Source organism: Kribbella ginsengisoli (assembly GCF_039537185.1).
GTDB lineage: Bacteria > Actinomycetota > Actinomycetes > Propionibacteriales > Kribbellaceae > Kribbella > Kribbella koreensis.
Map to the genome: position 1 here is coordinate 285,919 of NZ_BAABAA010000002.1, position 23,555 is coordinate 309,473.

Genomic DNA, 23,555 nt, shown 5'->3' on the forward strand with positions numbered 1-23,555 from the left:
GCTGTCAGGGCGTGATGGTGAGGTCCAGCGGGGCGGACAGCAGGCTCTCGCCGCCGACCTGAAGTTCGATGATCAGCTCCCACTGTCCGGGCGGAACCGCATACGGCAGGTCGGGCACCACCGAGGCTGTGCCGATCAAGACGGGCAAGGAACGGGTCTGGTGCGGTTCGATCTCGAACCCCATCAGCGACAGGGGCTGCGGGCCGACGAACCTACCGACCACGTTGCCGGAATCGTCGGTCACCACCGAGGACAGCTCGCCGTTGCTGGACAGCACCTGGGGATAGGCAGCCCGATTCGTCACCAGTACCTCCCTGCGCGACGTCCGCCCGCTCCGGACCGACAACGGCTCCGCCGAATCGACCTCGAACCTGGTGGGTTCAACCGGTACTCCGTACAGCTGGTCCCAGCGCTCGCCGAGCCAGAACTCGCCCGCTGGAAAGGTCATCGCCCCGACGCGCAGGTCGACGAGCTCTCCGTACTTCGTATGCAGCGTCGCCGCGATCTCGGTCGCCCAGGCGTCCAACTCGATGTGGATCCGCGTCTCGGACCGCTCGCTGTCAGGGACAGGGCCCGACATCAGCGCATCCGGCGACTCGGCGTACAGGCGTCGCAAGTCCTCCCGCAGACTCTCCCAACCGGCCATGCCTGACGATACGTCAGGCGATAGCTGCGACGGTCTCGCTCACTCCGGCTCCATGTTGCTCGCCGCACTCGGCGCTCCAGAGGGTGTCTTTGACCGCGCACGCTTGGACCCAGCGGACGACTCGCTCGTGCTCCAGCTCGGCGGCCTCCGCGAATGCCGCCAACTGATACGGCAGCGTCTTCGCCAGCTCCGGCATCGTGTGCCACCGGTCCCGCAGCAGATTGACAGCGTCGTACGCCGGATCCCCCGCCCACCCTTTCGGATCGACCACCAGCCAAGGCTCGCGCCTGCCGCTGAGCACATTGCTGAAGTTCATATCCCCATGCACCAAGAGATCCGGCTGATCCTTCGCCAGCTCACGACAACTCTCCAGCGCTCGCCCGACGAGCCGATCCGGCAGCTCGGTCCGTACCTTCCCGTACCGCGACTCGATCTCCCGCGCCCACTCGTCAGCAACCCCCTTCAACGACGGAAACTCCTCCCCCGCCGTCACCGCCAACCGCCGATTCAACCGCCCCGCGACCACGACCCGCTCAACCGCATCCGGCAGGTCCCGCAGCGACTCGCTGCCCGCCCTCTCCAACACCATCGCGAACGCCGCAGCATCGTTCTCCAGCAACTGCACAGCCCCGCGCCCAGCCCACACCGCCAGCGCCTTCGGCTCAGCCACATTCCCCGGATGAGGAAACGACACCTTCAAAACAGCAGCGGTCCCATCCACCCGCTCCACCGGTACGACGACCCCAACCGCCCCATGCATCACCCCACCCGACGGCGTCAACTCCCACCGAGCCAACGCGCGATCGACCAGCCCCGGCAACGCATCGATCCACTCCCGCCCCCGCTCGCCTTCCCGCTCACAGGTCTCCGCCACGAACGCCCCAGGAACCGCGATCATCACCCCACCCTAGGCTCCACCAGGGAGGTACCAAGTGACCGTCGACCTGAAACCCGAACTCCTGAAAGCCCTACGCAACAACCGAGCCGCCATGCTCGACAACCTGACCGGCCTACCGGAGTACGACCAACGCCGCCCCCTGACTCCAACCGGCACAAACCTGCTCGGCCTCGTCAAACACCTGGCCGGCCTCGAGTACGGCTACCTCGGCGAATCCTTCAACCGCCCGCCACTCGAGCGCCCGACCTGGTTTCGCGACGACCCCTCGACCGAGATCGACATGTGGGCCACCCCTGACGAGTCGACCGCCTACGTCACCGAGACCTACCGCAAAGCCTGCGCCCATGCCGACACCACCGTCACCGAACTCACCCTGGACACCCCAGGCCATGTGGCCCACTGGGCCCCCGGCCACCAGGAAACGACGCTAGGCGTCCTCCTGATCCGGATGACCGCCGAGACAGCCCAACACGCCGGCCACGCGGACATCATCCGCGAACTGATCGATTTCCGGCGCGACCCTGTCGTATCCGCCCCACCCCGTTCGTAGCGAAGGTGGAGGCGGACACCCGTACCGCTAGCAACCCGAAGGAGCACCCATGCCCGAGTACCTCATCTACTTCAACCAGCAGTGGGTAGGCGACCACACCGAGGAATGGTTCGCCAGCCGCGGCCCGCTCGCCATGGCCGTCGTCAACGAGATGAAAGCAGCCGGCGTCTACGTCTTCGCCGGCGGCCTGGAGGAAGAAGACGGCCCCGTCTACACCGCCAACCCCACCAGCGGCGAGATCGTCATGACCGACGGCCCCTACATCGAAACCAAAGAGTTCCTGGGCGGCTTCGCCCTGGTGAGCGTCCCCGACGACGAAACCGCCAAATTCTGGGCAGCCAAGGTAGCCGAAGCCTGCGGCTGGCCCCACGAAGTCCGCCGCTTCAAACCCCAACCCCGTACCAACTGAACCCCGCTCAATCCCCCGGCGACCGCCGTCGCGGCAAACTCACCAACGGCCACCACACCGCGATGATCCCCATCCCACCCACAACGAACCAAAGCCCCGCCCCAACCACCCAGGGCCACCACCTATCCCCATCCTCCGACGCCACCGCCGCCCCACCCAACAGCGCACCAGTCGGCCCAAGAACCAACACCCACAGGAACCGCAACAGATGAAACTCCACACCCTCACCACTAACCCGAAGCCGCCCCCACCATCTCCCCCGCGACCTCTCCATACCTCCCATGCTCCCCTCCCCAGACATGCGCAGCAACGCACATAGCTGCAGCACTGCTCGCGTAGCCGAAGAAATGCTGTTGACGGCACCCTCCAGGCATCCCCACGCTGGAGCAGCCAGCGGAGGTAGTGGACCCGCTGGCCTAGGCCGCTGCCTCGGTACAGAAGTAGCCAAGCCCGGCTTCTGTGCCCGTTGTGGAGGGGAGCAGCCCGTTCGAGCCGGGCCAGTGCGGGCAACCGCCGCCCGGACCCCCTGGTCCTCACAAGACCTAAGCCGGGCGGCGTCCACTCCTACATGCGCTGTCAACTGTGGCCGAGCCGTCTCCTGGATCGCCAGCACAAGATTGACGGGCTTGTTGTTCTCACCGAGGTACGCCGGTACGCCGCCCGCGACTGGTTCGAGCGGGCGCGGCACAATTTCACCCGGTCTGGCCGTCGATCGACTCCCTGATCAGGTCGGCGTGGCCGTTGTGGCGGGCGTACTCCTCGATCATGTGAACCAGGATCCACCGCAAGGTGAATGTCTGCGCGGTCTTCGGGCTCCTGCGCACCGACTCCTCGTCGAGTCCGCCGCGAGTGAGCGCTTCGTCGACGACGGCGTCCGAGCGCCTGACGGCCTCGTCAAAGAGCGCCCGCAGCTCCTCAGGAGGGTCGTCACGCGCCGATTCGAATTCCCAGTCGTCCTCGGTGACAGCCCAATCGACACCGTCAAAGGGCGGCGCGTACCCCGCATCGCGAAACCAGTGATCGAACCACTGAGACTCAACCAGCGAGAGGTGCTTCATCAGACCACCCAGCGTCATACCGGTCGGCGGACACTGCTGCGCCAACTGCTCCCCGGTCAGCCCCGCGCACTTCCACCGCAGCGTGTCACGCTGGTACGCCAGCGCCCCACGCAAGATCGCGACTTCGCTGCCGTGCAATGGCGCTTCGATCCGCGCAGTGACGTCAAATTCCTGTGCCTCGCTCACAGGTGCGCATCGTACGGCGACCACCGCTCAGGTGTGTGACACTTCCGCGGTGCGTACTCTCATCGCCGCCTTGGCGCTAGCGCTGGCGACCGGCTGCTCATCGGCGGACACCTCTTCGCCGCGCCCGGAGTCGACGCCGACTGCCACGGTACCGGCCTCGCCGGCGGTCGCGTCGAGCTCGGCCGTTGCACCTGACGCCTGCGGCCTGCTGACGACGTCCGAGGTTGCGCAACTCCTGGAGGGCGCCGGACCTGCGAAGCCCGGCCTGACAGGCGCACTTCCCAACTGCCAGTGGAGGGCGCCCGACGGTCAGTTCGCGCAGGTGATCGGCCTCGATGCCTCGGAGTGGGCGCGATCCCTGCCAGAGGCCATCCGAGCTCTTCAAGCGTCAGGGCAGTTCTCAGATACGGAGAACATGCGAAAGCTTCGTGCCGCGGTGAAGCTTGTCGAGGCCGGCCAAGACGTCGACCCGACCGAGGCGTGTTCCTTGTTCTCGCAGATGCTTGAGCTGCAGGGTCTCCCGCCGAAGACCCCGCTCGGTGTATCGGTGCTCCCCACGCGCTCGGATCCGAAGGCGGTATCGGGTCAGATGTGCAGCGGCGGGGTCTTCGCCTCGGTCCTGGTCGCCGACTCGAACGGGCTCGTCGGCCCGCTACCCGTCGACGCGATCGAAACCCTCACCAAGTCGGCCCACCGCCGAGCCATCGGCTGACGGGCATCATCTACACGACCGGCGTCTGGGCACGGACGGTTTCGCGGTCCGGGGTGGTCGCCGACAGTGTGATGCGGGGCCAGGTCCAGGCGTAGCGCAGGATGAGGGCGAGAAGGACCAGTTCCAGTACGACGCCAAGGCCGTAGAAGTACGTCCAGGACTCGCCCACCACGTTGAACGCCGAGACGGGGACGTAGACCGAGGCCACGATGAGGTTCGTGATGCGGTTCGCCCCGGCGGGCAGCATCATCGACAGCACGACCATGAGGATCGGGATGGCCACGAGGGCCAGCGCCGCGGTCGAAAAGGTCTGCGAGAGATCGAACTCGAACACCTTGCCGTCGAGAATGTCTTTGATGACGCCGGGCGTGAAGAAGTTGAGAATGTCCACGTAGGCATACAGGAACATGAAGCTCGTCCAAGCCGCGGCAAGCTTGGCCCTCACCGGAACCGGCTGTTCGTCCAGTGTGGTGGTGGCTTGAAGTGTTCTCATCCTGGGCTCCCGTTGTCGTGGTGAGGATCGGTACCTCCACGATCGCTGACCCCAACGGCGCCCATATCGGCCCGCAGGCCAGACTTCACCCGGCCAATGGCACGGCCTCCCCCTCGTACTTTCGGCCGATCCAGCGCCCCCGCACCCAAGCGCCACAACCGCCCCACGAGTCCCGTACGCCGGTACGCCACCCCGCCAGTGGTTCGGGCGGGCTCGAGACGCCAGCGCGCGATACGAGTACGGGTGGGGCCTCGGACGGTGGGGCAAAAGAGTGACCCCAGGTCAGAGTTGCCTCTGACCTGGGGCTTTGCGTTGCTCCCCCGCCTGGTTTCGATCCAGATCTTCGAGATTCAAAGTCTCGCGGGCTGCCGATTACCCCACGGGGGATCGCTGGTACGCCGGAACAGTCTGCCATGGGTGGGCAAGGTGACACGCGAAGGGGTTCCTTACCTACGACGCCGTAGGTTACGGTTGCGTAGGTAAAGCCGTCCTCCACCACGAGGGAAAATCATGACTCCAGTTGCGGCTCCGGAGGCGCCCACCGGCGCCCGGCAGGCTGGCGAGTTCGACACCGACCACGGGACGCGCGGCGGTGAGCAGAAGGGGCCGTGGGAGCAGATCGCCCTGGCACTGTTCATCGGGATCCCCTTCCTGGCGGTGCTTGCGGCCGTACCGATCGCGTGGGGCGGCTTCCTCAGCTGGCGCGACATCGTGATCGCGGCCGTGTTCTACACGATCTCCGGGCACGGCATCTCGATCGGCTTCCACCGGTACTTCACCCACAAGTCCTTCAAGCCGAACCGGCCCCTCAAATACGCCCTCGCGATCGCCGGCTCGCTCGCGATCGAGGGCCCCGTCGTCCGCTGGGTGGCCGACCACCGCAAGCATCACAAGTTCTCCGACCGCGAGGGCGACCCGCACAGCCCGTGGCGCTACGGCAGCAACCTCAAGGCACTGACCAAGGGGTTCTGGCATGCCCACATCGGCTGGCTCTTCGACACCGAGCAGACCCCGCAGCGGCAGTACGCGCCGGACCTGCTGAAGGACCGCGACATCGTCAAGGTCTCCCGGATGTTCCCCTTCCTGGTGCTCGTCTCCCTCTTCGCCCCGGCCGTCATCGGCGGCCTGTGGTCCTGGTCGATCGAGGGCGCGCTGACTGCGTTCTTCTGGGCCAGCCTGGTCCGGATCGCGCTGCTGCACCACGTGACCTGGTCGATCAACTCGATCTGCCACACGATCGGCAATCGGCCGTTCAAGTCCCGCGACAAGTCGGGCAACGTCTGGTGGCTGGCGATCCTCAGCCAGGGCGAGTCGTGGCACAACCTGCACCACTCCGACCCGACCTGCGCGCGCCACGGCGTACTGAGAGGCCAGCTCGACACCTCGGCCCGGACCATCTGGTTCTTCGAGAAGCTGCGCTGGGTCAGCGACGTCCGCTGGCCGGTCAAGGAACGCCTCGAGGCCCGGCGGGTCACCGCTCAACCGTAAATCTCCCACCCTCTAACCCCGATCTGCGGCATGATGCTGACGTGATCCCGAAGTGACCGACCCCAAGCCGCGCCGCACGACCAGAGTCCGGATGACCAGTGCCGAGCGACGCGAGCAGTTGATCGTGATCGCCCGTGGCCTGTTCGCCGAGAAGGGCTACGAGGCGACGTCCGTCGAGGAGATCGCGGCCCGCGCCGAGGTCTCCAAGCCGGTCGTGTACGAACACTTCGGCGGCAAAGAGGGCCTGTACGCCGTGGTCGTCGACCGCGAGGTCCGCAAACTACTGGACACCGTGACAGCCAGCCTGACCGCCGGCCGCGCCCACGAACTCGTCGAGCAAGCGGCCCTCGCCCTGCTGGACTACATCGAGAACTCCTCCGACGGCTTCCGGATCCTGGTCCGCGACTCCCCCGTCGGCTCGTCCAGCGGCTCGTTCATCTCGATCCTGAGCGACGTCGGCACCCGGGTCGAGCACATCCTCGCCGAGGAGTTCAAGCGCCGCGGCCTGGACCCGAAGTTCGCCCCGATGTACGCGCAGATGCTGGTCGGCATGGTCGCCCTGACCGGCCAGTGGTGGCTCGACGTCCGCCGCCCGAAGAAGACCGACGTCGCCGCCCACCTGGTCAACCTCGCCTGGAACGGCCTGTCCGGCCTGGAGACCAAACCGACCCTCTCGACCCGCCCACACAAGTAACTACGAGATCCGCTCCAGAGTCCCTTCGAGAACCACCCGAACCGGCGTGACCGGCCGCTCTAGCAAGCTCTCCAAGTCGGTCCCCGTGGCCGCGAACTCACCCCGGCGCGATGCCCGGAACATCCCGAGCAGCATGCTCGCCTGCGCCTGCGGAACCCCGTGCCCGACCAGCCCTGCCACCCACTCGTCATCATCGGCGACGACTCGATGGATCGAGCGCCCGGTCAGTTCACCCAGCAGCCCGGCGACATCCTTGAGATCCAGCGCGTCGGGCGCGGTCAACGCCGGCGTCGCTCCCTCGAACCGCCCTGGCGTCGCCAGCACGATCGCCGCCGCCTCCGCGAGATCGGCATGCGCCGTCCACGACACCGGCCCATCGGCGGGCGCGACCAGCTCACCCGTCTGGACCGCCTGCCCCAAGAGCAGTGGCACGGTGCTCGCGTAGAACCCGTTCCGCAACGCGGTGAACGTCCCAGTCGCCGCCAGATACTCCTCCGTCGCGGCATGGTCGGGCATCGGCGCGAACAGCGAGTCGGCCGCCGCGGCCTGATGACTCGTGTAGACCACCCGCCCGGCACCTGCCGCCCGGGCGGCATCGATCGCCGCGACGTGATGCGCGATCGCCGCCGGCCCTGTATCACTCGCCGAAACGACGAGCACCTGGTCGGCTCCCTCGAACGCCTCCGCCAGCGAGGACGGATCCCCGTAGTCCCCTCGCCTGACGCGTACCCCGAGGGCAGAAAGCTCACCCGCCCGTTCGACATCGCGAACGCTGACTCCCACCTGATCCGCGGGAACCCGCTGGAGCAGTTGCCGAACGATCTGCGAGCCCAACTGCCCGGTACCGCCGGTCACAACAATCATGCGCACCTCACTTGTTATCAACGGAACGAAATATTGATATCAACGATACTACATCGATAGCAGAGACGCGTTATCATTGGAAACATGGTCGATACGAAGGACAAGACACGCGCGCACCTGATCGAGGTCGCGGCCCGGCTGCTGCGGACCGAAGGGCCGGCCGCTGTCACTACCCGGGCGGTCGCCCACGCTGCCGGGGCGCAGGCGCCGACCATCTACCGCCTTTTCGGCGACAAGGACGGCCTGCTCGACGCCGTCGCCGAGCACGTCTTCGCCACGTATGTCGCCGAGAAGGCGCTCACTGCCGGCCATGGTGACCCGATCGCCGACCTCAGAGCGGGCTGGGACGCCCATCTCGACTTCGGCCTGGCCAACCCGGCGCTCTTCGCCCTCCTCATCGATCCGCGCCGACCGAGCAGTTCGACCGTCGCCGCCGGCTTGGAGGTACTACGCACCCGCGTCCGCCGGGTCGCCGCGATCGGCCGGCTCCGCGTCCCCGAGAGCCGGGCCGTCGAGCTCATCCACGCCATCGGTACCGGCGCGGTACTGACGCTGCTGTCCCAACCGGCGCAGAGCAGGGATCTCGGCCTCGCCGACGCCTTGTACGACACCCTGACACGGGCGATCCTGACCGACACTCCCGCGCTCACCGACGACAGCACGACGGCATCCGCGGTCGCCTTCCGGACCGTCGTACCGGAGTTGCCCGGGCTCACCGCGACCGAGCGCCTGTTGATGTCAGAGTGGCTCGAGCGGGCCAGTGAAGCCTGTCCGACCGCACAGACGTGAGACCGGAGTAGTACAGCGACATCCCCCCGCAGCATGACCAGCCAGGCAAGATTTCGCCGTAACCTGGCCACCATGACGGGGAGCATCACGGGCAGCCTCGCTGGGATCCTGGCGCCCCGGCGAGAGATCGGCGCGCGCAGCCAAGCCTTCGACCTGCTCTTCGCCGGCGCCCTCACGTTCTTCCTCGGCCTGATCGGTTTCGCCCAGGCAGGCTTCGGCGGCATCCTCGGCCTCGGCATGCTCGCCCCACTGGTCTGGCGCCGCAGCCGTCCCGAGCCGGTCTTCTTCGTCGTCTCCGCGGTCGCCGTCCTGCAGTGGCTGGCCGGAGTCGAGTTGCAGCCCGGCAACGTCGGCCTGCTGGTCGCCCTCTACGCGATCTCCGTCTACGGCGAGGTCCGCTACAGCCGGATCGCGCTCGGCATCGGCGGCCTCGGCGTCCTGATGGCGACCTCCCGCTACTGGAGCGGCTCCGACTGGCGCCAGCAGATCACCATGATGGTCGCGCTCGGCGCCCTGGTCTTCGGCGTCTGGGCCACCGGCGAACGCCGCAGAACCAGAGGCCTGTACGTCGCTCAGCTCGAGGAACGCGCCATCCAAGCAGAGCGCGACCGCGACCGCGAGTCCAAACTCGCCGTCTCGAACGAGCGCACGCGCATCGCCCGGGAGATCCACGACGTCGTCGCCCACGGCCTCTCGATCATGATCGTCCAAGCCGACGGCGGACTGTACGCCGCGGACGCCTCCCCCGAGCAGGCCAAGAAGGCCCTGGCCACGATCGGCGACACCGGCCGTGCCTCACTGACCGAGATGCGCAAGATGCTCGGCCTGCTAAAACAAGACGCCCAGCAGGAGCTCGATCCGGACCAGCCCCGCCCGCAACCCGGGATCTCGTCCCTCCCTGAGCTGATCGACAACGTCCGCGACGCCGGCCTCACCGTGGACTACGAGGTCACCGGCACCCCTCGCGACCTCCCCGCATTGCTGGGCCTGACGGCGTACCGGATCGTGCAGGAGGGGCTGACCAACACGCTGAAACACGCCGGGCCGGGAGCGCGTACCTGCGTCCATCTCGACTTCGGGCGCGAGATGCTGACCGTGATGGTCAACGACGACGGCCGTGGTGCCGGCGTCGCGCCGAGCAGCGATCCCGGCCACGGCCTGGTCGGGATGCGGCAACGCGCATCCATCTCCGGCGGTACGGTGAACGCCGGACCCAAGGCGGGCGGTGGTTACGAGGTGATCGCCAAGCTGCCGTACAACCTGCCCAACGGAGGAGGAATTCAGTGACCGACGACAACGTCATCCGGGTCTTTCTGGTGGATGACCAGGAGCTGGTCCGCGCCGGCTTCACCATGCTGGTGGATTCCCAGCCGGACATGCGGGTGGTCGGTCAGGCCGGTGACGGCGGCGAGGCGCTGGAGAAGCTCCAGGTCACGGCCAGCGACGTTGTACTGATGGATGTCCGGATGCCCAGGCTGGACGGCGTCGAGGCGACCAGGCAGCTGCAGTCGTTGCCCGAGGCCCCCAGGGTGATCGTGCTGACCACGTTCGACCTGGACGAGTACGCGTTCGCCGCGATCAAGGCGGGCGCGGCCGGCTTCCTGCTCAAGAACACCCCGCCGGCCGACCTGCTGAGCGCGATCCGCCAGGTGCACTCCGGCGACGCGGTGGTCTCCCCCAGTACGACGCGCCGCCTGCTCGAGCACTTCGCCGGCTCGCTCCCCGACGGCGAGACCGAGCGCCCCGACCTCGGCGACCTGACCGCGCGCGAGCGCGAAGTACTGGTCGAGGTCGCCCGCGGCCTGTCGAACACGGAGATCGCCACCCTCTTCACGTTGTCCGAGGCAACCGTCAAGACCCACATCGGCCGAATCCTCGCCAAAACCGGCCTCCGCGACCGGGTAGCCCTGGTAGTCCTCGGCTACGAAACCGGCATCGTCAAGCCCAGCAGCTGATCCGTCAGCTTGCTAGTACGACTCAGGTCGTACGCACAGTCCATTCCCTGGTCCGACTCTTACGGCGGCCAACCTCAGTAACTTCTTGGAACGTGGGTGAGAACGTCTTGCCCCCGGCACTTTCCGAGGAGAACGATGACCATCCAGACCGGCGAACTCGCGCCCGGGCGGCTGCCCCAGGACGCACCCGACCGTACTGCGATCCGTGCGCACGAACTTCGCAAGGTTTACGGCCAGGGTGACACCGCGGTCGCCGCTCTCGACGGTGTCTCCGTCGACTTCGGGGTGGGCCGGTTCACCGCGATCATGGGCCCGTCGGGCTCCGGCAAGTCGACCCTGATGCACTGCCTGGCCGGCCTGGACACCCCGACCTCGGGCCAGGTACTGCTGGGCGAGACCGAACTGACCCAGCTCCCGGACGCCGCGCTGACGAAGATCCGCCGGGACCGGATCGGGTTCGTCTTCCAGTCCTTCAACCTGCTGCCGATGCTGTCGGCCAAGGACAACATCCTGCTCCCGCTGGAGCTCGGCGGCCGCAAGCCCGATCAGCAGTGGATGTCGACGCTGATCGACGTCCTCGGCCTGCAGGACCGGCTCACGCACCGCCCGTCGGAGCTGTCCGGCGGTCAGCAGCAGCGCGTCGCCGTCGCCCGCGCACTCGTCGGCCGGCCCGAGGTGGTCTTCGCCGACGAGCCGACCGGCAACCTGGACTCGCGCTCCGGCGCCGAGGTGCTGGGCTTCCTGCGCCGCTCGGTCCGCGAGTTCGGCCAGACCGTCGTGATGGTCACGCACGACCCGCTGGCTGCCTCGTACGCCGACCGCGTAGTGATGCTCGCCGACGGCAAACTGGCCGGCGAGCTGACCGATCCGACCCCGGAGTCCGTACTCGGCGCCCTGCGGCAGCTGGGGGCCTGACCCGTGCGACGCTCGATCCTTTCCTCCCTGCGCGCCCATCTGGGCCGCCTGGTCGCCGCCTGTCTGGCGATCGTGCTGGGTGTCGGCTTCGGCACCCTCGCGATGACCGCGCACTCGTCGGCCACCCACGGCATCGACGAGACCATCGGCAAGCAGAACGCCGGCGTCGACGCGGTGATCCAGTCCGACCGCGAGACCGTCACGGCCGCCGACGTGGCCAAGGTCAAGCAGCTGCCGCAGGTCGCATCGGTGGTGGCCGAGACCTCGGCGTACATGCAGGTGCAGTGGGCTGGTCAGGTCCGGCCGGACAGCCTGGCCGTCGCTGCCCGCTACGACACCTCGAAGATCGCCGGCCCGACCACCAGCTCCGGGAAGTTGCCGGAAGCAAAGAACGAGATCGCGCTGCCGGCCAAGCTGGCCGACAAGTACAAGATCGCGCTCGGCCAGGAGATCAAGCTCAGCACCTGGCAGGGCAGGGCCTACCTGGTGAAGGTCGTCGGCCTGCTCGACGACACCACCTCGATCGGCAGCGCGAACGCGGTCGCCACGGCCGCGACGGTCAGTACCTTCGAACCGCAGTCCTACATCAACCAGGTCAAGGTCGCCGCCAACCCCGGCGTGACCCAGCCGGCGCTGGCCGCCGCGATCACCGCCGCCGTCGGCCAAGGCCTGGAGACCTTCACCGGCGAGGGCTGGATCGACCACGAGGTCAAGCAGATCACCAACGGGATCGATGTCCTCGGTGGCGTCTTCGGCATGTTCGCCGTCATCGCGCTGTTCGTCGCCTGCCTGGTGATCGGCAACACCTTCACCATCGTGATCGCCCAGCGGACCCGCGAGATGGCGCTGCTGCGCTGCGTCGGCGCGTCCCGCAAGCAGGTCTTCTCCTCCGTACTGGCGGAAGCGACCATCGTCGGGCTGGTTGCCTCAGGCATCGGCGTGGTCTTCGGCGTCGCCCTGTCCGCGATCGCTCTGACGCTGGCCCGCTCGTTCGACTGGGGGCTGCCGCCGGTCGACCTGCACCTCGACCTCGCGTCGGTGTTCATCCCGCTCCTGCTCGGTACGATCGCGACGATCCTGGCGGCCGTAGTACCGGCTCGTCGGGCGACGCGGGTGGCTCCGCTGGCCGCGCTCCGGCCCGAGGCGGCTCCGGTCGCCAAGTCCAAGGCCGGGATCGTACGACTGGTCTTCGGCTTCCTCCTGCTGGCTGGTGGCGGCGCGCTGCTCGCCCAGGGCGCCAGCTCGCACCAGGTCATCATCGGGGTCGCCGGCGGCGTGATCTCCTTCGTCGGCATCCTGTCGATCGGCTCACTGCTGGTGCCCGCGCTGGTCAAGGTGCTGGGGGCGTTGCCCGCGCGGACCGGAGGGGTACCCGCGCGGATCGCCGTCGCCAACGCAGTCCGCAACCCCCGGCGTACTGCGGCGACCACGTCGGCGCTACTGATCGGCGTCACGCTGATCAGCCTGACCTGCGTCGGGATCGCCTCGGTCCGCAAGACCTTCGACGTCACGATGGACAAGGAGTACCCGGTCGACGTGACCATGACGGTGGACAACGAGAAACTGCCGGCCACCGCAGCGAACCAGCTGAAGAGCATCAAGGGCATCACCGAGGTCGTACCGATCCGGACCGCGCTGGTGAAGTCCGGCCAGAACACGCTGGAGGTCACCGGGGTCGACCCGTCGACCGCCGGCTCCGTGATCCACGACCCGGCGCTGGTCAGGCAACTGCAGTCCGGTACAGCCCTGGTGGACCAGAACACGCTGTACGAGCTCAACGTCAAGGACGGCGCCGTCGTCACCATCGTGTCGGGCAAGCAGAAGGTCAACTTCAAGGCGGTCAAGGCCAACGGCCTGGCCCGGATCACCCTCACGACGGCCGACCTGCAGAAGCTCGCGCCGACGGCGGCGGTGACCGGCTACTGGCTCGCCTCCGACCCGAAGGCCGACGGCCCGAAGGTGATGGACGAGCTCAAGCAGTCGCTGCCGACGGTGAAGAACCTCAACATCTCGGGCGGCCTGCCCGAGCGGAGCTTCTACACCAAGGTGTTCGACATCCTGCTGCTCGTCGCGGTCGGCCTGCTCGGGGTCTCGGTACTGATCGCGCTGGTCGGTGTCGGCAACACGCTCAGCCTGTCGGTGCTGGAGCGGACGCGTGAGAACGCCCTGCTCCGGGCGATGGGCCTGACCAGGCCGCAACTGCGGGGCATGCTCGCGGTCGAGTCGTTGCTGATGGCACTCGTCGCGGCCGGGTTGGGGATCGCCCTCGGGTTGATCTACGGCTGGTCCGGGACCGCGGCCCTGATGGGTGGCCAGATCGACGGGCCGATCTCGTACGCCGTACCGGGCCGGCTCCTGATCACGATCGCGCTGGTCGCCGCGGTCGCCGGTCTGCTCGCGTCGATCCTCCCGGCCCGGCGCGCCGCGAAGGTCGCACCGGCCGGGGCGCTGGCCACCGAGTAGTCAGACGATCTCGACCCGGTTCCCGTGGCCGTCGGCGGTGTGAAACCGCCGGCGGCCCGGAATCGTGTCGTTGTCCCAGGCTACGGAATATCCCTTACCCAGAAGGGTTTCGGCGACAGCATCGAGATCGTCGACCGCCAAAGCAGGATGAGCCTTCAACGCCGGCCTGAAGTCCTTTTCGACCCCGACGTGCACCTCCGCGTCGCCGTCCTTGAACCAGCAGCCGCCACGGGCCGCCAGCAACGGCGGCTTCTCCAGCTCGGTCATCCCGAGCGCGTCGCGGTAGAAGGCGCGGGCCACCTCCTCACCGCCCGGCGGGCAGGACACCTGCACGTGATCGAGTCTCATCAGCTCTCCTTCTTCTGGGCGACGGCGAAGATCCGCCGGAACGGCAGCAGCGTGCCGAACTCCCGCCGCGGATAAGCCTCATTCAACCTCGCCCCGTACTCCGCTTCGAACCGCTCGCGCAGCTCATCGGGCAACGACTGCAAGACGGGCCGGGCCCCGGTCCCCTTCACCCACTCGAGCACCGCGTTGTCGCCTTCGAGCAGATGGCTGTACGTCGTCTCCCACGCATCCACCGTGCATCCCTCCGCACTGAGTGCCGCAACGTACTCCGCCGGCCCCGGCACGTCCGGCCGGAGCGACTTGTCCTTCGCGTACTCGGCGTACGGCTCCGTCGCGGCCAGCTCGCGCAGGATGGCATGCGACGGCGCGTTCCCGTTCCCCGGAATCTGGATCGCCAGCCACCCGCCCGGCTTGAGCGCCCGCACGAATCCCGGCAGCAACTTCAACTGCTCCGGAATCCACTGCAGCGTCGCGTTGGTGACGATCACGTCGATGGACTCGGCCGGGGCGGTCCATTCGTACAGATCGCCGACCTCGAAGGTGAGCCGCTCGTTGGCCAGCGGTTGCGCCGTCTCGATCATCTGCGGCGAGCTGTCGATCCCCTGCACCTGCGCGGTTGGCCAGCGGTCGAGCAGCGTGGCGGTCAGGTTGCCCGGCCCGCAGCCGAGGTCGACCACCGTCGTGGGTTCCTCCGCCCGGATCCTGCCGACCAGATCGGCGAACGGGCGGCCGCGCTCGTCGGCGTACTTGTTGTATTGCTGGGGGTTCCAGACCGGGGACGTGCGCATGGGGCGAGCCCTTCTGCCGAGATGTCTTGACGTCGAGATACTTTACGCCTGTGAGTTGTCTTGATGTCAAGAGTCTTGATGGCATACCCTCGGGCTATGAGAGACGAGGTCGACCGGCTGATCGAGGCCTGGCGCCGGGAGCGGCCCGATCTCGACGTGGCGCCGATGGAGGTGCTGTCGCGGGTGACCCGGCTGGCGCGCCATCTCGATCGCGCCCGAAGCCATGCGTTCGAGACGCATGGGCTGGAGTCGTGGGAGTTCGACGTACTGGCCGCGCTTCGCCGGGCCGGCAAGCCGTACCAGCTCTCGCCGGGACGGTTGCTCAAGGAGACGCTCGTGACGTCGGGGACGATGACGAATCGGGTGGACCGGCTGACCGCCCGCGGCCTCGTCGAGCGACTGCCCGACCCGGCCGACCGGCGCGGCGTACTGGTCCAGTTGACCGACGCCGGCCGCGACTCGGTCGACGCGGCGATGGCCGATCTGCTAGCCCACGAGCGCACCTTGCTCGGCTCGATCAGCGAGCGTGACCAGGCCAAGATCGCCCGCGTGCTGCGTGAACTGGTCGGCCCGTTCGACCAGGAAAATCACTGACGCCGTATTTCTTCGCGGCCGCCAAGTTACTCGCCGGAAATGTGTCGGAATAATCCGAAAAGACGACCCGTCACTTTATGTGTGCGCCGATCGTTGCTAGTTGCAACGAGATCGAGAGATTGCTGTAGCTCACGACTATCGACAGTGAACGACCGCTCCAACTAGGGTCGTGACCGTTGGTGATCAGGCGGCTACGCAACGTTCTAGAGATCGGTGTCTTCGGCGGCAAGAGGTGGTTCGCCGAAGCCGGTTGGTGGTGTCCGGGGCTCGGGGCTCGGACAACCCGGCCGGTCGGGGCCCGCTCGCCCGCAGGCGCGGCATACCCTCCCAATCACAGGGGATCGGAGGGTATGCCGCGACTCAGGTCCCGAGGGATTTGATCATGTATACATTTCTCCGGCGCCCGGAGAATGTGCCGACCTATTCGGCCCGCTCGGCCGCTTCCAGCCAGGCGGTTTCCAGCGTGGCGCGTTCCTCGGCGAGCTTGCGCAGATCGGTGTCGAGCTCGGCCAGCCGTTCGTAGTTGCTCGCGTTCGCCGCCAGCTGGTCGTGCAGCTTTGCTTCGTTGAACGTCAGCTTGGACAGCTGGCGCTCGATCCGGTTCAGCTCCTTCTTGGCAGCACGAGCCTCCGCCGCGTCGACGACAGGCGCGGCCGCCGACGGTGCCGACGGCTTGGGCTTGGTAGCCACCGATGGTGAGTCGACCCGGCGTACCGGCGTACCGGACTGCAGTTCCTCCAAGTACTGGTCGACGCCTCGCGGTAGGTGCCGGACATTGCCGTCGCCGAGGATCGTGTAGACCATGTCGCTGACCCGCTCGAGGAAGTACCGGTCGTGGGTGACGACCACGACGACGCCCGGCCAGTTGTCGAGGAAGTCCTCGAGCACCGTCAGCGTCTCGACGTCCAGGTCGTTGGTCGGCTCGTCGAGGATCAGCACGTTCGGCTCGTCGAGCAGGATCCGGAGCAGCTGCAGCCGGCGGCGCTCGCCACCGGACAGGTCGTTGATCCGGGTGGTCAGCTTGTCGCCGGTGAAGCCGAAGCGCTCCAGCAGCTGCGAGGAGTTCATCTCGCCGACCCCGGCCGCCAGCGCGGCGACCCGGCGGATGTCGGTGATGTGCGCGAGCACGGTGACCGAGCCGTCGAGGTCCTCCAGCGTCTGCGAGAGGTTGGCGATCTTGACCGTCTTGCCCTGCTTGACCTTGCCGGAGTCCGGCGGCAGCAGGCCGGTGAGCACCTTGAGGAAGGTCGTCTTGCCGGCGCCGTTCGGGCCGAGCAGGCCGATCCGGTCGGCCGGGCCGAGCCGGAAGGTGACGTGGTTGAGCATCACCCGGTCGCCGAACTTCAGCGAGACGTCCTCGGCGTCGAAGACGTCCTTGCCGAGCCGCGAGGTGGCGAGCTGGGCCAGCGCGAGCTTGTCGCGCGGCGCCGGCTCGTCCGCGATCAGCGCGTTGGCCGCCTCGATCCGGAACTTCGGCTTCGCGGTCCGCGCAGGAGCGCCCCGGCGCAGCCAGGCCAGCTCCTTCTTGACCAGGTTCTGCCGTTTGCCCTCGACGACGGCGGCGTTGCGGGATCGCTCGGCCTTGGCCAGCACGTACGAGGCGTAGCCGCCGTCGTACGAGTTGACCTTGCCGCCCTGGACCTCCCAGGTCTCGTTGCAGACGGCGTCCAGGAACCAGCGGTCGTGGGTGACGACGATGAGCGCGCTGGCCCGGTCGACGACGTGCTGGGCGAGCCAGTTGACCGCTTCGATGTCGAGGTGGTTGGTCGGCTCGTCGAGGATCAGCAGGTCGACCTCGGTCATCAGCAGCTTCGCCAGCGACGCGCGCCGGCGCTCACCACCGCTGAGGGTACCGACCAGCGCGTCGTGGTCGACGCCACCGAGTAACTCCTCCATCACCTCGCGCGCCTTCGGATCGGCGGCCCAGGTGTAGGTCTCGACGTCGCCGAGGACGGCGTGCGCGACGGTCAGCTCGGGATCGAGGCTGTCGACCTGCCCGAGGAAGCCCAGCCGCAGGTCACGGTTGTGGGTGATCCGCCCGCTGTCGGGCGTCTCCTCGCGGGCGAGCAGCCGCAGCAGCGTGGACTTCCCGTCCCCGTTCCGCCCGACCACCCCGATCCGCTCGCCCCGGCCGATGCCGAGGGTCACCCCATCGAGCAGGGTGCGGGTCCCGAAGCCTTTGGAGACAGCTTCCAGATTGACAAGGTTGGGTGCAGGGGTAGCGGCCATATCCCCTCAAGCCTAACCGGTGATCGGCTGGTACCCGTCGAAGGTGGTCAGCAGGACCCCCTCACCGTGGGTCAGGCCGGGAAGCTGCGCTTCGAAGGCGTGGATCCGGCCGACCGGGATCCGGCCCTTGAGCGTTGCCCACTCCGGCGCGACTTCGGTGTTTTCCAGGGTCGCGTTGGCCTCGGCGAGCTTGGCGATCACCGATGCGACAGAATCCGGCGGTAGCTCCAGGTCGAAGGAGTTGACCGGCTCGTACACCCTCGTCCCGGCTTCCTGCAGCGCCTGCGTGAGTACCAGCGGCACGAGTCGGCGGAAGTCCGCAGCGACGGTGACGGGCGACACGTAGTCGGTGCGGATGAGGTCCACCCGGCAATCCACCACCTCCCACCCCTGCAGCCCTTGCTGCTGCAGGGTGAGCCGCGTCGTCTCCTCGATCGCGGTGTGGAACGCGCGCGGCAACCCGCCGAGCTCGACCTCCAGGCGGTAGTCGATGCCGGTACCAACGGGTGCCGGCCGGATGCGGAAGCCGACGGCCGCGCACCACTGGTTGCCGGATTCACCGATCTCGCGGACCGCGGTACCGGTTCCGATCGGTCGCTCGACGTGGATCGGCGTCGTCTCACTGAAGCTGACCGCGAGCCCGTACTCCTCCTCCAGCAGCGACGCGATCACCTCCTTCTGCACCTCGCCGTACAGATTCACCGAGATCTGCCCACGCGCGTCCTTCCGCACCCGGATCAACGGATCCTGCTCCGCAAGCTGCTGCAACGCCTGAAACAACTTCACCCGATCCTGCGCCCGAACGACTGTCTCCAGCGTCGGCGGCGCGAAGAGCTGCCCGCCCTGGCCGGTCGGCACCCCGAGCTGGTCCCCGATCTGCACCTGCTTGAGCCCGCGCAAGGCAACGATCCGCCCCGCCTCGGCGGTGTCGGCCGTCCGAGTGCCGCCGCGATCGAATACCTGCACCGACGTCGGCTTGACCTCGTACGTCGATGCGCCGCGGCCGGCGTCCTGCGTCGCACCGTGATGCACGGCGACCGGCTGCCGCACCTGGAGTCGCCCGGCGAACACCCTCGCCGACGCGATCCTCTCCCCCGCAGGCCCGCGTTCCACCTTGAACACCTGGGCTCTGAGTGGCTCATCATTGTTGCCGGTTGCCCGTGGCAACCACTCGCGGATGCCGTCGATCACCTCGGGCACCCCTTCGCCGGTCATTGCCGAGCCGAAGTACACCGGATGCACACGCAACCGCCGTACCTGCTCGACCAGCTCCCGCCGGCAGTCCTCTGGCTCTATTTCATCATCCAGGTACTTGGCCAGGAACTGGTCATTGCCCTCCGCAAGCAGCTCCTTGAGCGCCTTGTTTTCCAGAGGTAACAGCTGGTACTTCGCCTGCCGGGTGCCGAGGTCGGTGACGGCGCCCATTGGCACGGCGGACGGTGTGAGGAGCCGGGCGATGTCCGCCAGCAACTCGTCGTACCGGGCTCCCATCCGGTCGATCTTGTTGACGAACAGCAGCGTCGGGATGCGCAGCCGGGTCAGCGTGCGCATCAGCAACCGGGTCTGCACCTGGACACCCTCGACCGCCGAGATGACCAGCACGGCACCGTCCAGCACGGACAGCGCGCGCTCGACCTCGGCGATGAAGTCGGAGTGCCCGGGGGTGTCGATCAGATTGACGGTCAGGTCACCCAGTTCGAACGAGACGACCGCCGAGCGGATGGTGATCCCGCGCCGGCGTTCGAGGTCCATCGAGTCGGTACGGGTACTGCCGTCGTCGACGCGGCCGACGTGGTCGATCACGCCCGCGGCGTACAGCAGGCGTTCGGTCAGGCTGGTCTTACCGGCGTCGACATGCGCCAGAATGCCCATCGTCAGAGTGTTCAAAGGTCCTCGCGGGTGCGTCGCAGCGATCAGGAGTGATGGCGTAGACCGACGCTCGGCGCATCTGAGACTCCTTCGCTGCGGTACCGCGGACGACTGACTTTGCGAGGATAACCTGCCGGTGAGGCGCTGGCGATCGAGTTTCGGAGAGGACGGCCGATGGACCCGGACTTCGCAACCCTGCTCCACCGCCACCGCAAAGCAGCCGGCCTCACGCAACAGAAACTCGCGGAGCTGACCGGGGTCAGCCTCGCGGCGATCAGCGCGCTGGAGCGCGGCGTCCGCCGGTTCCCGCGGGCGGACACCGCGAACGCGCTGGCCTACGCCATGGGTCTGACCGCCGATGAGCGCCAGGCTTTCAGCGCAGCCGCGCGCCGTCAGCGGCGTCCAAGGTCCGATGGGCAGCCGTCGACCAGCAACGCAGTGTCAGGGAGGGCACGGTCGGGGTCGGAGCCGGCGGGCTCGGGGTCGGAGTCTGGTTCGGAGTCGGGGTCTGGTTCGGGGGCAGCAGGCTCGGGGCCGGCGGGGGCGGGAACAGTGGCGGCGGGTGAGGCGGTGGTGCCTCGGCAGTTGCCGATGCCAGATGCGGGGTTCACCGGGCGTACGGGCGATCTTGATGCGTTGCACTCAGCGCTCACCAGCGGGTCTCGCGTCGCGATCGTCGCCATCACGGGGATGGGTGGTGTCGGCAAGACGACGCTCGCGGTGAAGGCCGCGCACTCGGCGATCGCGGAGTACCCCGACGGCCAGGCCTACTTGGATCTCCACGGCTACGACACCGAAGCGGCTGTCTCACCGCTCGAAGCCCTCAACTACCTCCTCCGCGCCTTTGGTCTGTCCGGCCCGGACGTACCAGTCCAGGTCGACGAGGCCGCCGCCCGACTGAGGACGCTGCTCGCCGGTCGCCGCGCGCTGATCCTGCTCGACAACGCGCGAGACGCAGCCCAGGTCCAGTCCCTGCTACCCGGCACCGGCCGCTCCGCCGTCATCATCACCAGCCGGCACGAGCTGTCCGGGATGCCGACCGCGCAGATCCTGCGCCTCGGGCTGCTGACTCCATCAGAAGGCCTCGACCTGCTCCGTACGGCCGTCGGCGCCGCCCGGGTCGACGCCGAACCGCAGGCCGCGCAGTCGATCGTGGAGGCCTGCGGTCTCCTCCCCCTCGCCCTGAAGATCGCCGCCGGCCGCCTGGCGGCACGACCCCAATGGCCGCTGGCCCACCTCGCCGGTCTGCTGCAGGACGAGCGCCGGCGGCTGGATCAACTGGAGGATCACGAGCTGGGAGTACGGGCCAGCTTCGACGTCTCGATCGACGACCTGGCGGCTGGGCCCAGCGACCGCGAGCAGCGGGCGGCAGGGGCGTTCGCGCTGTTCGGAGTACCGGATGGACCTGATCTGACCGTTGAAGTCGCGGCCCGGCTGCTCGATTGCGATGAGCATGCGGCGTTGGATGCGCTCGAGGACCTTTGCAACCTGCATCTGATCGAATCGCTGGCGCCACGGCGGTACCGACTGCACGACCTCCTGCGGATGTATGCGAGAGAGCGGGCGCACGCGAGCGTCAGTCCGGAACTGCAGGCTGCCGTGATCACCCGGATCCTCGACCTGTACGCATCGGCGGCCTGGCAGTCGATCGAACTCGCTTTCCCCCGATCCGGTCGGCTGCCCTGGTACCGGGCTCAACCGCCGATCGTCAACGGAGGCCGGAAGTACGAGGACGGCGGCGCGGCCCTGTCCTGGCTCGACGGCCAACGCCCGCACCTCGTCGCACTGGTCTCCCAAGGCGCACGAACTGCTGACGTGCCAGCCGTCTCAGTGATCCGCCTGGTGATCGGCCTGCACACCTTCTACGCCACCCGGGGCCACTGGCTCGACTGCCTGCGAATCTTCCGTACTGCGCTCGAAATCGTCGACGACCCCCAGGCCGAAGCCCACATCCGTAGCGATCTCGGCCTGGTCCTCTTCGACCTCGCCCGCTCCGGCGCCGGCCACCCCGACGACTCCATCGCCGAACTCCACCGCAGCCGCGACCTCTTCGAATCCGCCCACGACCTGGTCGGCGAGGCCCTGGCGCTGGCCAACCTGAGCCACGTCCTGGACCTCAACGGCAACTACCAACAAGCCATCAACGCCGGCCGACAAGCCCTCACGCTCTACCGCGAACTAGATGACGCGCCCGGCGCGACCATCGCCCACATCAACATCGGCAACTCCCAAGGCCGCCTGGGCCGAACCGCAGCCCAACGCGCGTCCTACGACGAGGCCATCGCCCTCAGCACCCAGAACAACGCCCACCACCACCTGGCCATCGCCCTCCTAGGCTCCGGCGTCGCCTACCAACAAGCCGGCGACCTGGCCTCCTCGGCAACCCACCTCCACCAAGCCGCCACCAATTTCAAAACCCTCAACGACCAACTGTCCCTAGCCGAAGCCCTGGACGAACTAGGCGTAACCCTCCGCCTCTCAGGCGACCTCCCCACCTCCATCCACCACCTGGAAGAGGCCCTGACCATCGCCACCCACTACGACGACGGCCAACGCCACCACCTCATCCTCACCCACCTAGCCGACTCCCTAGAAGCCGCCGGCAACCCCACCGCAGCCGCCCTCCACCGCACCCAAGCCGAAGAGATAAACCGCGGTCGCGGCAGCTCGCACGACGCTTAGCGGGGGATGGGGGCTGGGAGGATTCTGGCGCCGGGGACTGGGCCTTCGGCTTGGCGGACCATTCGGCAGAGGCCGGATTCGGCCAGTTCTACTGCCAGGTCTACGGCTCGGCGGCTGTCGGCGGCCAGGAAGAGGCAGGTGGGGCCGGAGCCGGAGATCATGGCGGCCAGGGCGCCTTGGTCCAGGCCGAATTGGAGGGTGGCGGAGAGTTCGGGGCGTAGGGAGAGGGCGGCGGCTTGCATGTCGTTGCTTAGGGCAACTGCCAGGGCGGCGGGCTGGCCGGAGAGTAGGGCGGTGAGGAGTTCGGGGTGGACTTCGGGGGGTTCTACCCGGCGGAGGGGGCGGAGGCGGTCGAGTTCGCGGAAGACGGCGGGGGTGGAGAGGCCGCCTTCGGCGATGGCGAAGACCCAGTGGAAGGTGCCTCGGGACATCACCTCGGTCACCTGTTCGCCTCGGCCACGGCCCAGGGCGGTGTGCCCGACGAGGCAGAAGGGGACGTCGCTGCCCAGGTCGGCCGCTAGGTGTTGCAGTTCGGGCTGGGTGAGCCCGAGGCCCCACAGCCGGTTGCAGGCGACGAGGGTGGCAGCGGCGTCCGTGGAGCCGCCGGCCATACCGCCGGCGACCGGGATGGTCTTGCGGATGACGAGGTCGACGCCTTCCTCGACGTCGTACTCCGCCTGCAGCACCCGGGCCGCCTTGACGGCGAGGTTCGTGCTGTCGGTCGGGACGTCCGCGGCGAAGTCACCGAACACCTCGACGGTGACGTCGGAGTCGTCGCGCAGGGTCGCCGTCACATCGTCGTACAGGGCAACGGCCTGGTACACCGTCGCGAGCGGATGGAAACCGTCCGGACGCGGCGGACCGACGGACAGGCCGAGATTGATCTTGGCCGGCGCCCGGACCGTGACCTGATGAGCTGACACGG

The 23,555-nt window shown here is 67.8% G+C and carries 22 protein-coding genes; 12 read left to right on the forward strand and 10 right to left on the reverse strand.

Features of this window, described 5'->3' with window-relative positions:
- Positions 1-4: 4 nt before the first annotated feature.
- Positions 5-646 (reverse strand): hypothetical protein, encoded by a 642-nt coding sequence (locus tag ABD768_RS08680; protein WP_344839219.1) that lies wholly within the window; start codon positions 644-646, stop codon positions 5-7.
- Between the two features lie 13 nt (positions 647-659).
- Positions 660-1,544 (reverse strand): aminoglycoside phosphotransferase family protein, encoded by an 885-nt coding sequence (locus ABD768_RS08685; protein WP_344839221.1) that lies wholly within the window; start codon positions 1,542-1,544, stop codon positions 660-662.
- A gap of 34 nt (positions 1,545-1,578) precedes the next feature.
- Here ABD768_RS08685 and ABD768_RS08690 point away from each other — a divergent pair, with 34 nt between their 5' ends.
- Complete coding sequence (locus ABD768_RS08690; protein WP_344839224.1) at positions 1,579-2,094, forward strand: DinB family protein; 516 nt, start codon at positions 1,579-1,581, stop codon at positions 2,092-2,094.
- Positions 2,095-2,143: 49 nt separating this feature from the next.
- The gene (locus ABD768_RS08695) at positions 2,144-2,503 is read left to right on the forward strand and encodes a YciI family protein (protein ID WP_343973460.1); all 360 of its coding nucleotides are present in this window, start codon (positions 2,144-2,146) and stop codon (positions 2,501-2,503) included.
- Positions 2,504-3,195: 692 nt separating this feature from the next.
- Here the strand turns inward: ABD768_RS08695 and ABD768_RS08700 are convergent.
- On the reverse strand, positions 3,196-3,747 hold the full coding sequence (locus ABD768_RS08700) for a DinB family protein (RefSeq protein ID WP_344839227.1): 552 nt from the start codon (positions 3,745-3,747) through the stop codon (positions 3,196-3,198).
- A 49-nt stretch (positions 3,748-3,796) separates the two neighbouring features.
- Between ABD768_RS08700 and ABD768_RS08705 the strand changes: the two genes are divergently transcribed.
- Complete coding sequence (locus ABD768_RS08705) at positions 3,797-4,459, forward strand: DUF3558 family protein (protein ID WP_344839229.1); 663 nt, start codon at positions 3,797-3,799, stop codon at positions 4,457-4,459.
- Positions 4,460-4,469: 10 nt separating this feature from the next.
- Here ABD768_RS08705 and ABD768_RS08710 read toward each other — a convergent pair whose 3' ends face one another.
- Positions 4,470-4,952 carry a DUF6326 family protein gene (locus tag ABD768_RS08710; RefSeq protein WP_344839231.1) on the reverse strand — a complete coding sequence of 161 codons (483 nt, stop codon included), beginning with the start codon at positions 4,950-4,952 and terminating at the stop codon, positions 4,470-4,472.
- Positions 4,953-5,462: 510 nt separating this feature from the next.
- Here ABD768_RS08710 and ABD768_RS08715 point away from each other — a divergent pair.
- Positions 5,463-6,440, forward strand: coding sequence for an acyl-CoA desaturase (locus tag ABD768_RS08715; protein WP_343973472.1), 978 nt, complete (start codon positions 5,463-5,465; stop codon positions 6,438-6,440).
- A gap of 52 nt (positions 6,441-6,492) precedes the next feature.
- Entirely contained in the window at positions 6,493-7,134 is a 642-nt protein-coding gene (locus ABD768_RS08720) for a TetR/AcrR family transcriptional regulator (RefSeq protein ID WP_343973475.1), read from the forward strand.
- Here ABD768_RS08720 and ABD768_RS08725 read toward each other — a convergent pair whose 3' ends face one another.
- Positions 7,135-7,998: an NmrA family NAD(P)-binding protein gene (locus ABD768_RS08725; RefSeq protein ID WP_344839234.1), complete on the reverse strand. Its 864-nt coding sequence runs from the start codon at positions 7,996-7,998 to the stop codon at positions 7,135-7,137.
- Between the two features lie 84 nt (positions 7,999-8,082).
- Here ABD768_RS08725 and ABD768_RS08730 point away from each other — a divergent pair, with 84 nt between their 5' ends.
- The 5 genes from ABD768_RS08730 to ABD768_RS08750 all read left to right on the forward strand — a co-directional run bounded on the left by ABD768_RS08730 (position 8,083) and on the right by ABD768_RS08750 (position 14,120).
- Positions 8,083-8,787, forward strand: coding sequence for a TetR/AcrR family transcriptional regulator (locus tag ABD768_RS08730; protein ID WP_344839237.1), 705 nt, complete (start codon positions 8,083-8,085; stop codon positions 8,785-8,787).
- A gap of 72 nt (positions 8,788-8,859) precedes the next feature.
- Positions 8,860-10,074: a sensor histidine kinase gene (locus ABD768_RS08735; protein ID WP_343973484.1), complete on the forward strand. Its 1,215-nt coding sequence runs from the start codon at positions 8,860-8,862 to the stop codon at positions 10,072-10,074.
- The gene (locus ABD768_RS08740; protein ID WP_343973487.1) at positions 10,071-10,742 is read left to right on the forward strand and encodes a response regulator; all 672 of its coding nucleotides are present in this window, start codon (positions 10,071-10,073) and stop codon (positions 10,740-10,742) included. The genes ABD768_RS08735 and ABD768_RS08740 overlap by 4 nt, the downstream gene beginning before the upstream one ends.
- A gap of 135 nt (positions 10,743-10,877) precedes the next feature.
- On the forward strand, positions 10,878-11,657 hold the full coding sequence (locus ABD768_RS08745) for an ABC transporter ATP-binding protein (protein WP_343973490.1): 780 nt from the start codon (positions 10,878-10,880) through the stop codon (positions 11,655-11,657).
- 3 nt (positions 11,658-11,660) lie between these two features.
- A complete protein-coding gene (locus ABD768_RS08750; RefSeq protein ID WP_344839240.1) occupies positions 11,661-14,120 on the forward strand; it encodes an ABC transporter permease in 2,460 nt (819 codons plus the stop codon).
- Here ABD768_RS08750 and ABD768_RS08755 read toward each other — a convergent pair whose 3' ends face one another.
- Complete coding sequence (locus ABD768_RS08755) at positions 14,121-14,468, reverse strand: VOC family protein (RefSeq protein ID WP_344839243.1); 348 nt, start codon at positions 14,466-14,468, stop codon at positions 14,121-14,123.
- The gene (locus tag ABD768_RS08760; protein WP_344839246.1) at positions 14,468-15,256 is read right to left on the reverse strand and encodes a trans-aconitate 2-methyltransferase; all 789 of its coding nucleotides are present in this window, start codon (positions 15,254-15,256) and stop codon (positions 14,468-14,470) included. Before ABD768_RS08760 ends, ABD768_RS08755 begins: the two co-directional genes overlap by 1 nt.
- Before the next feature lie 96 nt (positions 15,257-15,352).
- Between ABD768_RS08760 and ABD768_RS08765 the strand changes: the two genes are divergently transcribed.
- Positions 15,353-15,850 (forward strand): MarR family winged helix-turn-helix transcriptional regulator, encoded by a 498-nt coding sequence (locus tag ABD768_RS08765; protein WP_343973502.1) that lies wholly within the window; start codon positions 15,353-15,355, stop codon positions 15,848-15,850.
- 420 nt (positions 15,851-16,270) lie between these two features.
- Here ABD768_RS08765 and ABD768_RS08770 read toward each other — a convergent pair whose 3' ends face one another.
- A complete protein-coding gene (locus ABD768_RS08770) occupies positions 16,271-18,079 on the reverse strand; it encodes an ABC-F family ATP-binding cassette domain-containing protein (RefSeq protein WP_344839248.1) in 1,809 nt (602 codons plus the stop codon).
- A 12-nt stretch (positions 18,080-18,091) separates the two neighbouring features.
- Complete coding sequence (locus tag ABD768_RS08775) at positions 18,092-19,951, reverse strand: GTP-binding protein (protein WP_344839250.1); 1,860 nt, start codon at positions 19,949-19,951, stop codon at positions 18,092-18,094.
- Between the two features lie 171 nt (positions 19,952-20,122).
- Between ABD768_RS08775 and ABD768_RS08780 the strand changes: the two genes are divergently transcribed.
- On the forward strand, positions 20,123-22,630 hold the full coding sequence (locus ABD768_RS08780) for an NB-ARC domain-containing protein (RefSeq protein WP_344839252.1): 2,508 nt from the start codon (positions 20,123-20,125) through the stop codon (positions 22,628-22,630).
- On the opposite strand, the gene ABD768_RS08785 is transcribed toward ABD768_RS08780, so the two are convergent.
- On the reverse strand, positions 22,627-23,553 hold the full coding sequence (locus ABD768_RS08785; RefSeq protein ID WP_344839255.1) for a 4-(cytidine 5'-diphospho)-2-C-methyl-D-erythritol kinase: 927 nt from the start codon (positions 23,551-23,553) through the stop codon (positions 22,627-22,629). The two genes, ABD768_RS08780 and ABD768_RS08785, sit on opposite strands and share 4 nt — an antisense overlap.
- Positions 23,554-23,555 lie beyond the last annotated feature (2 nt).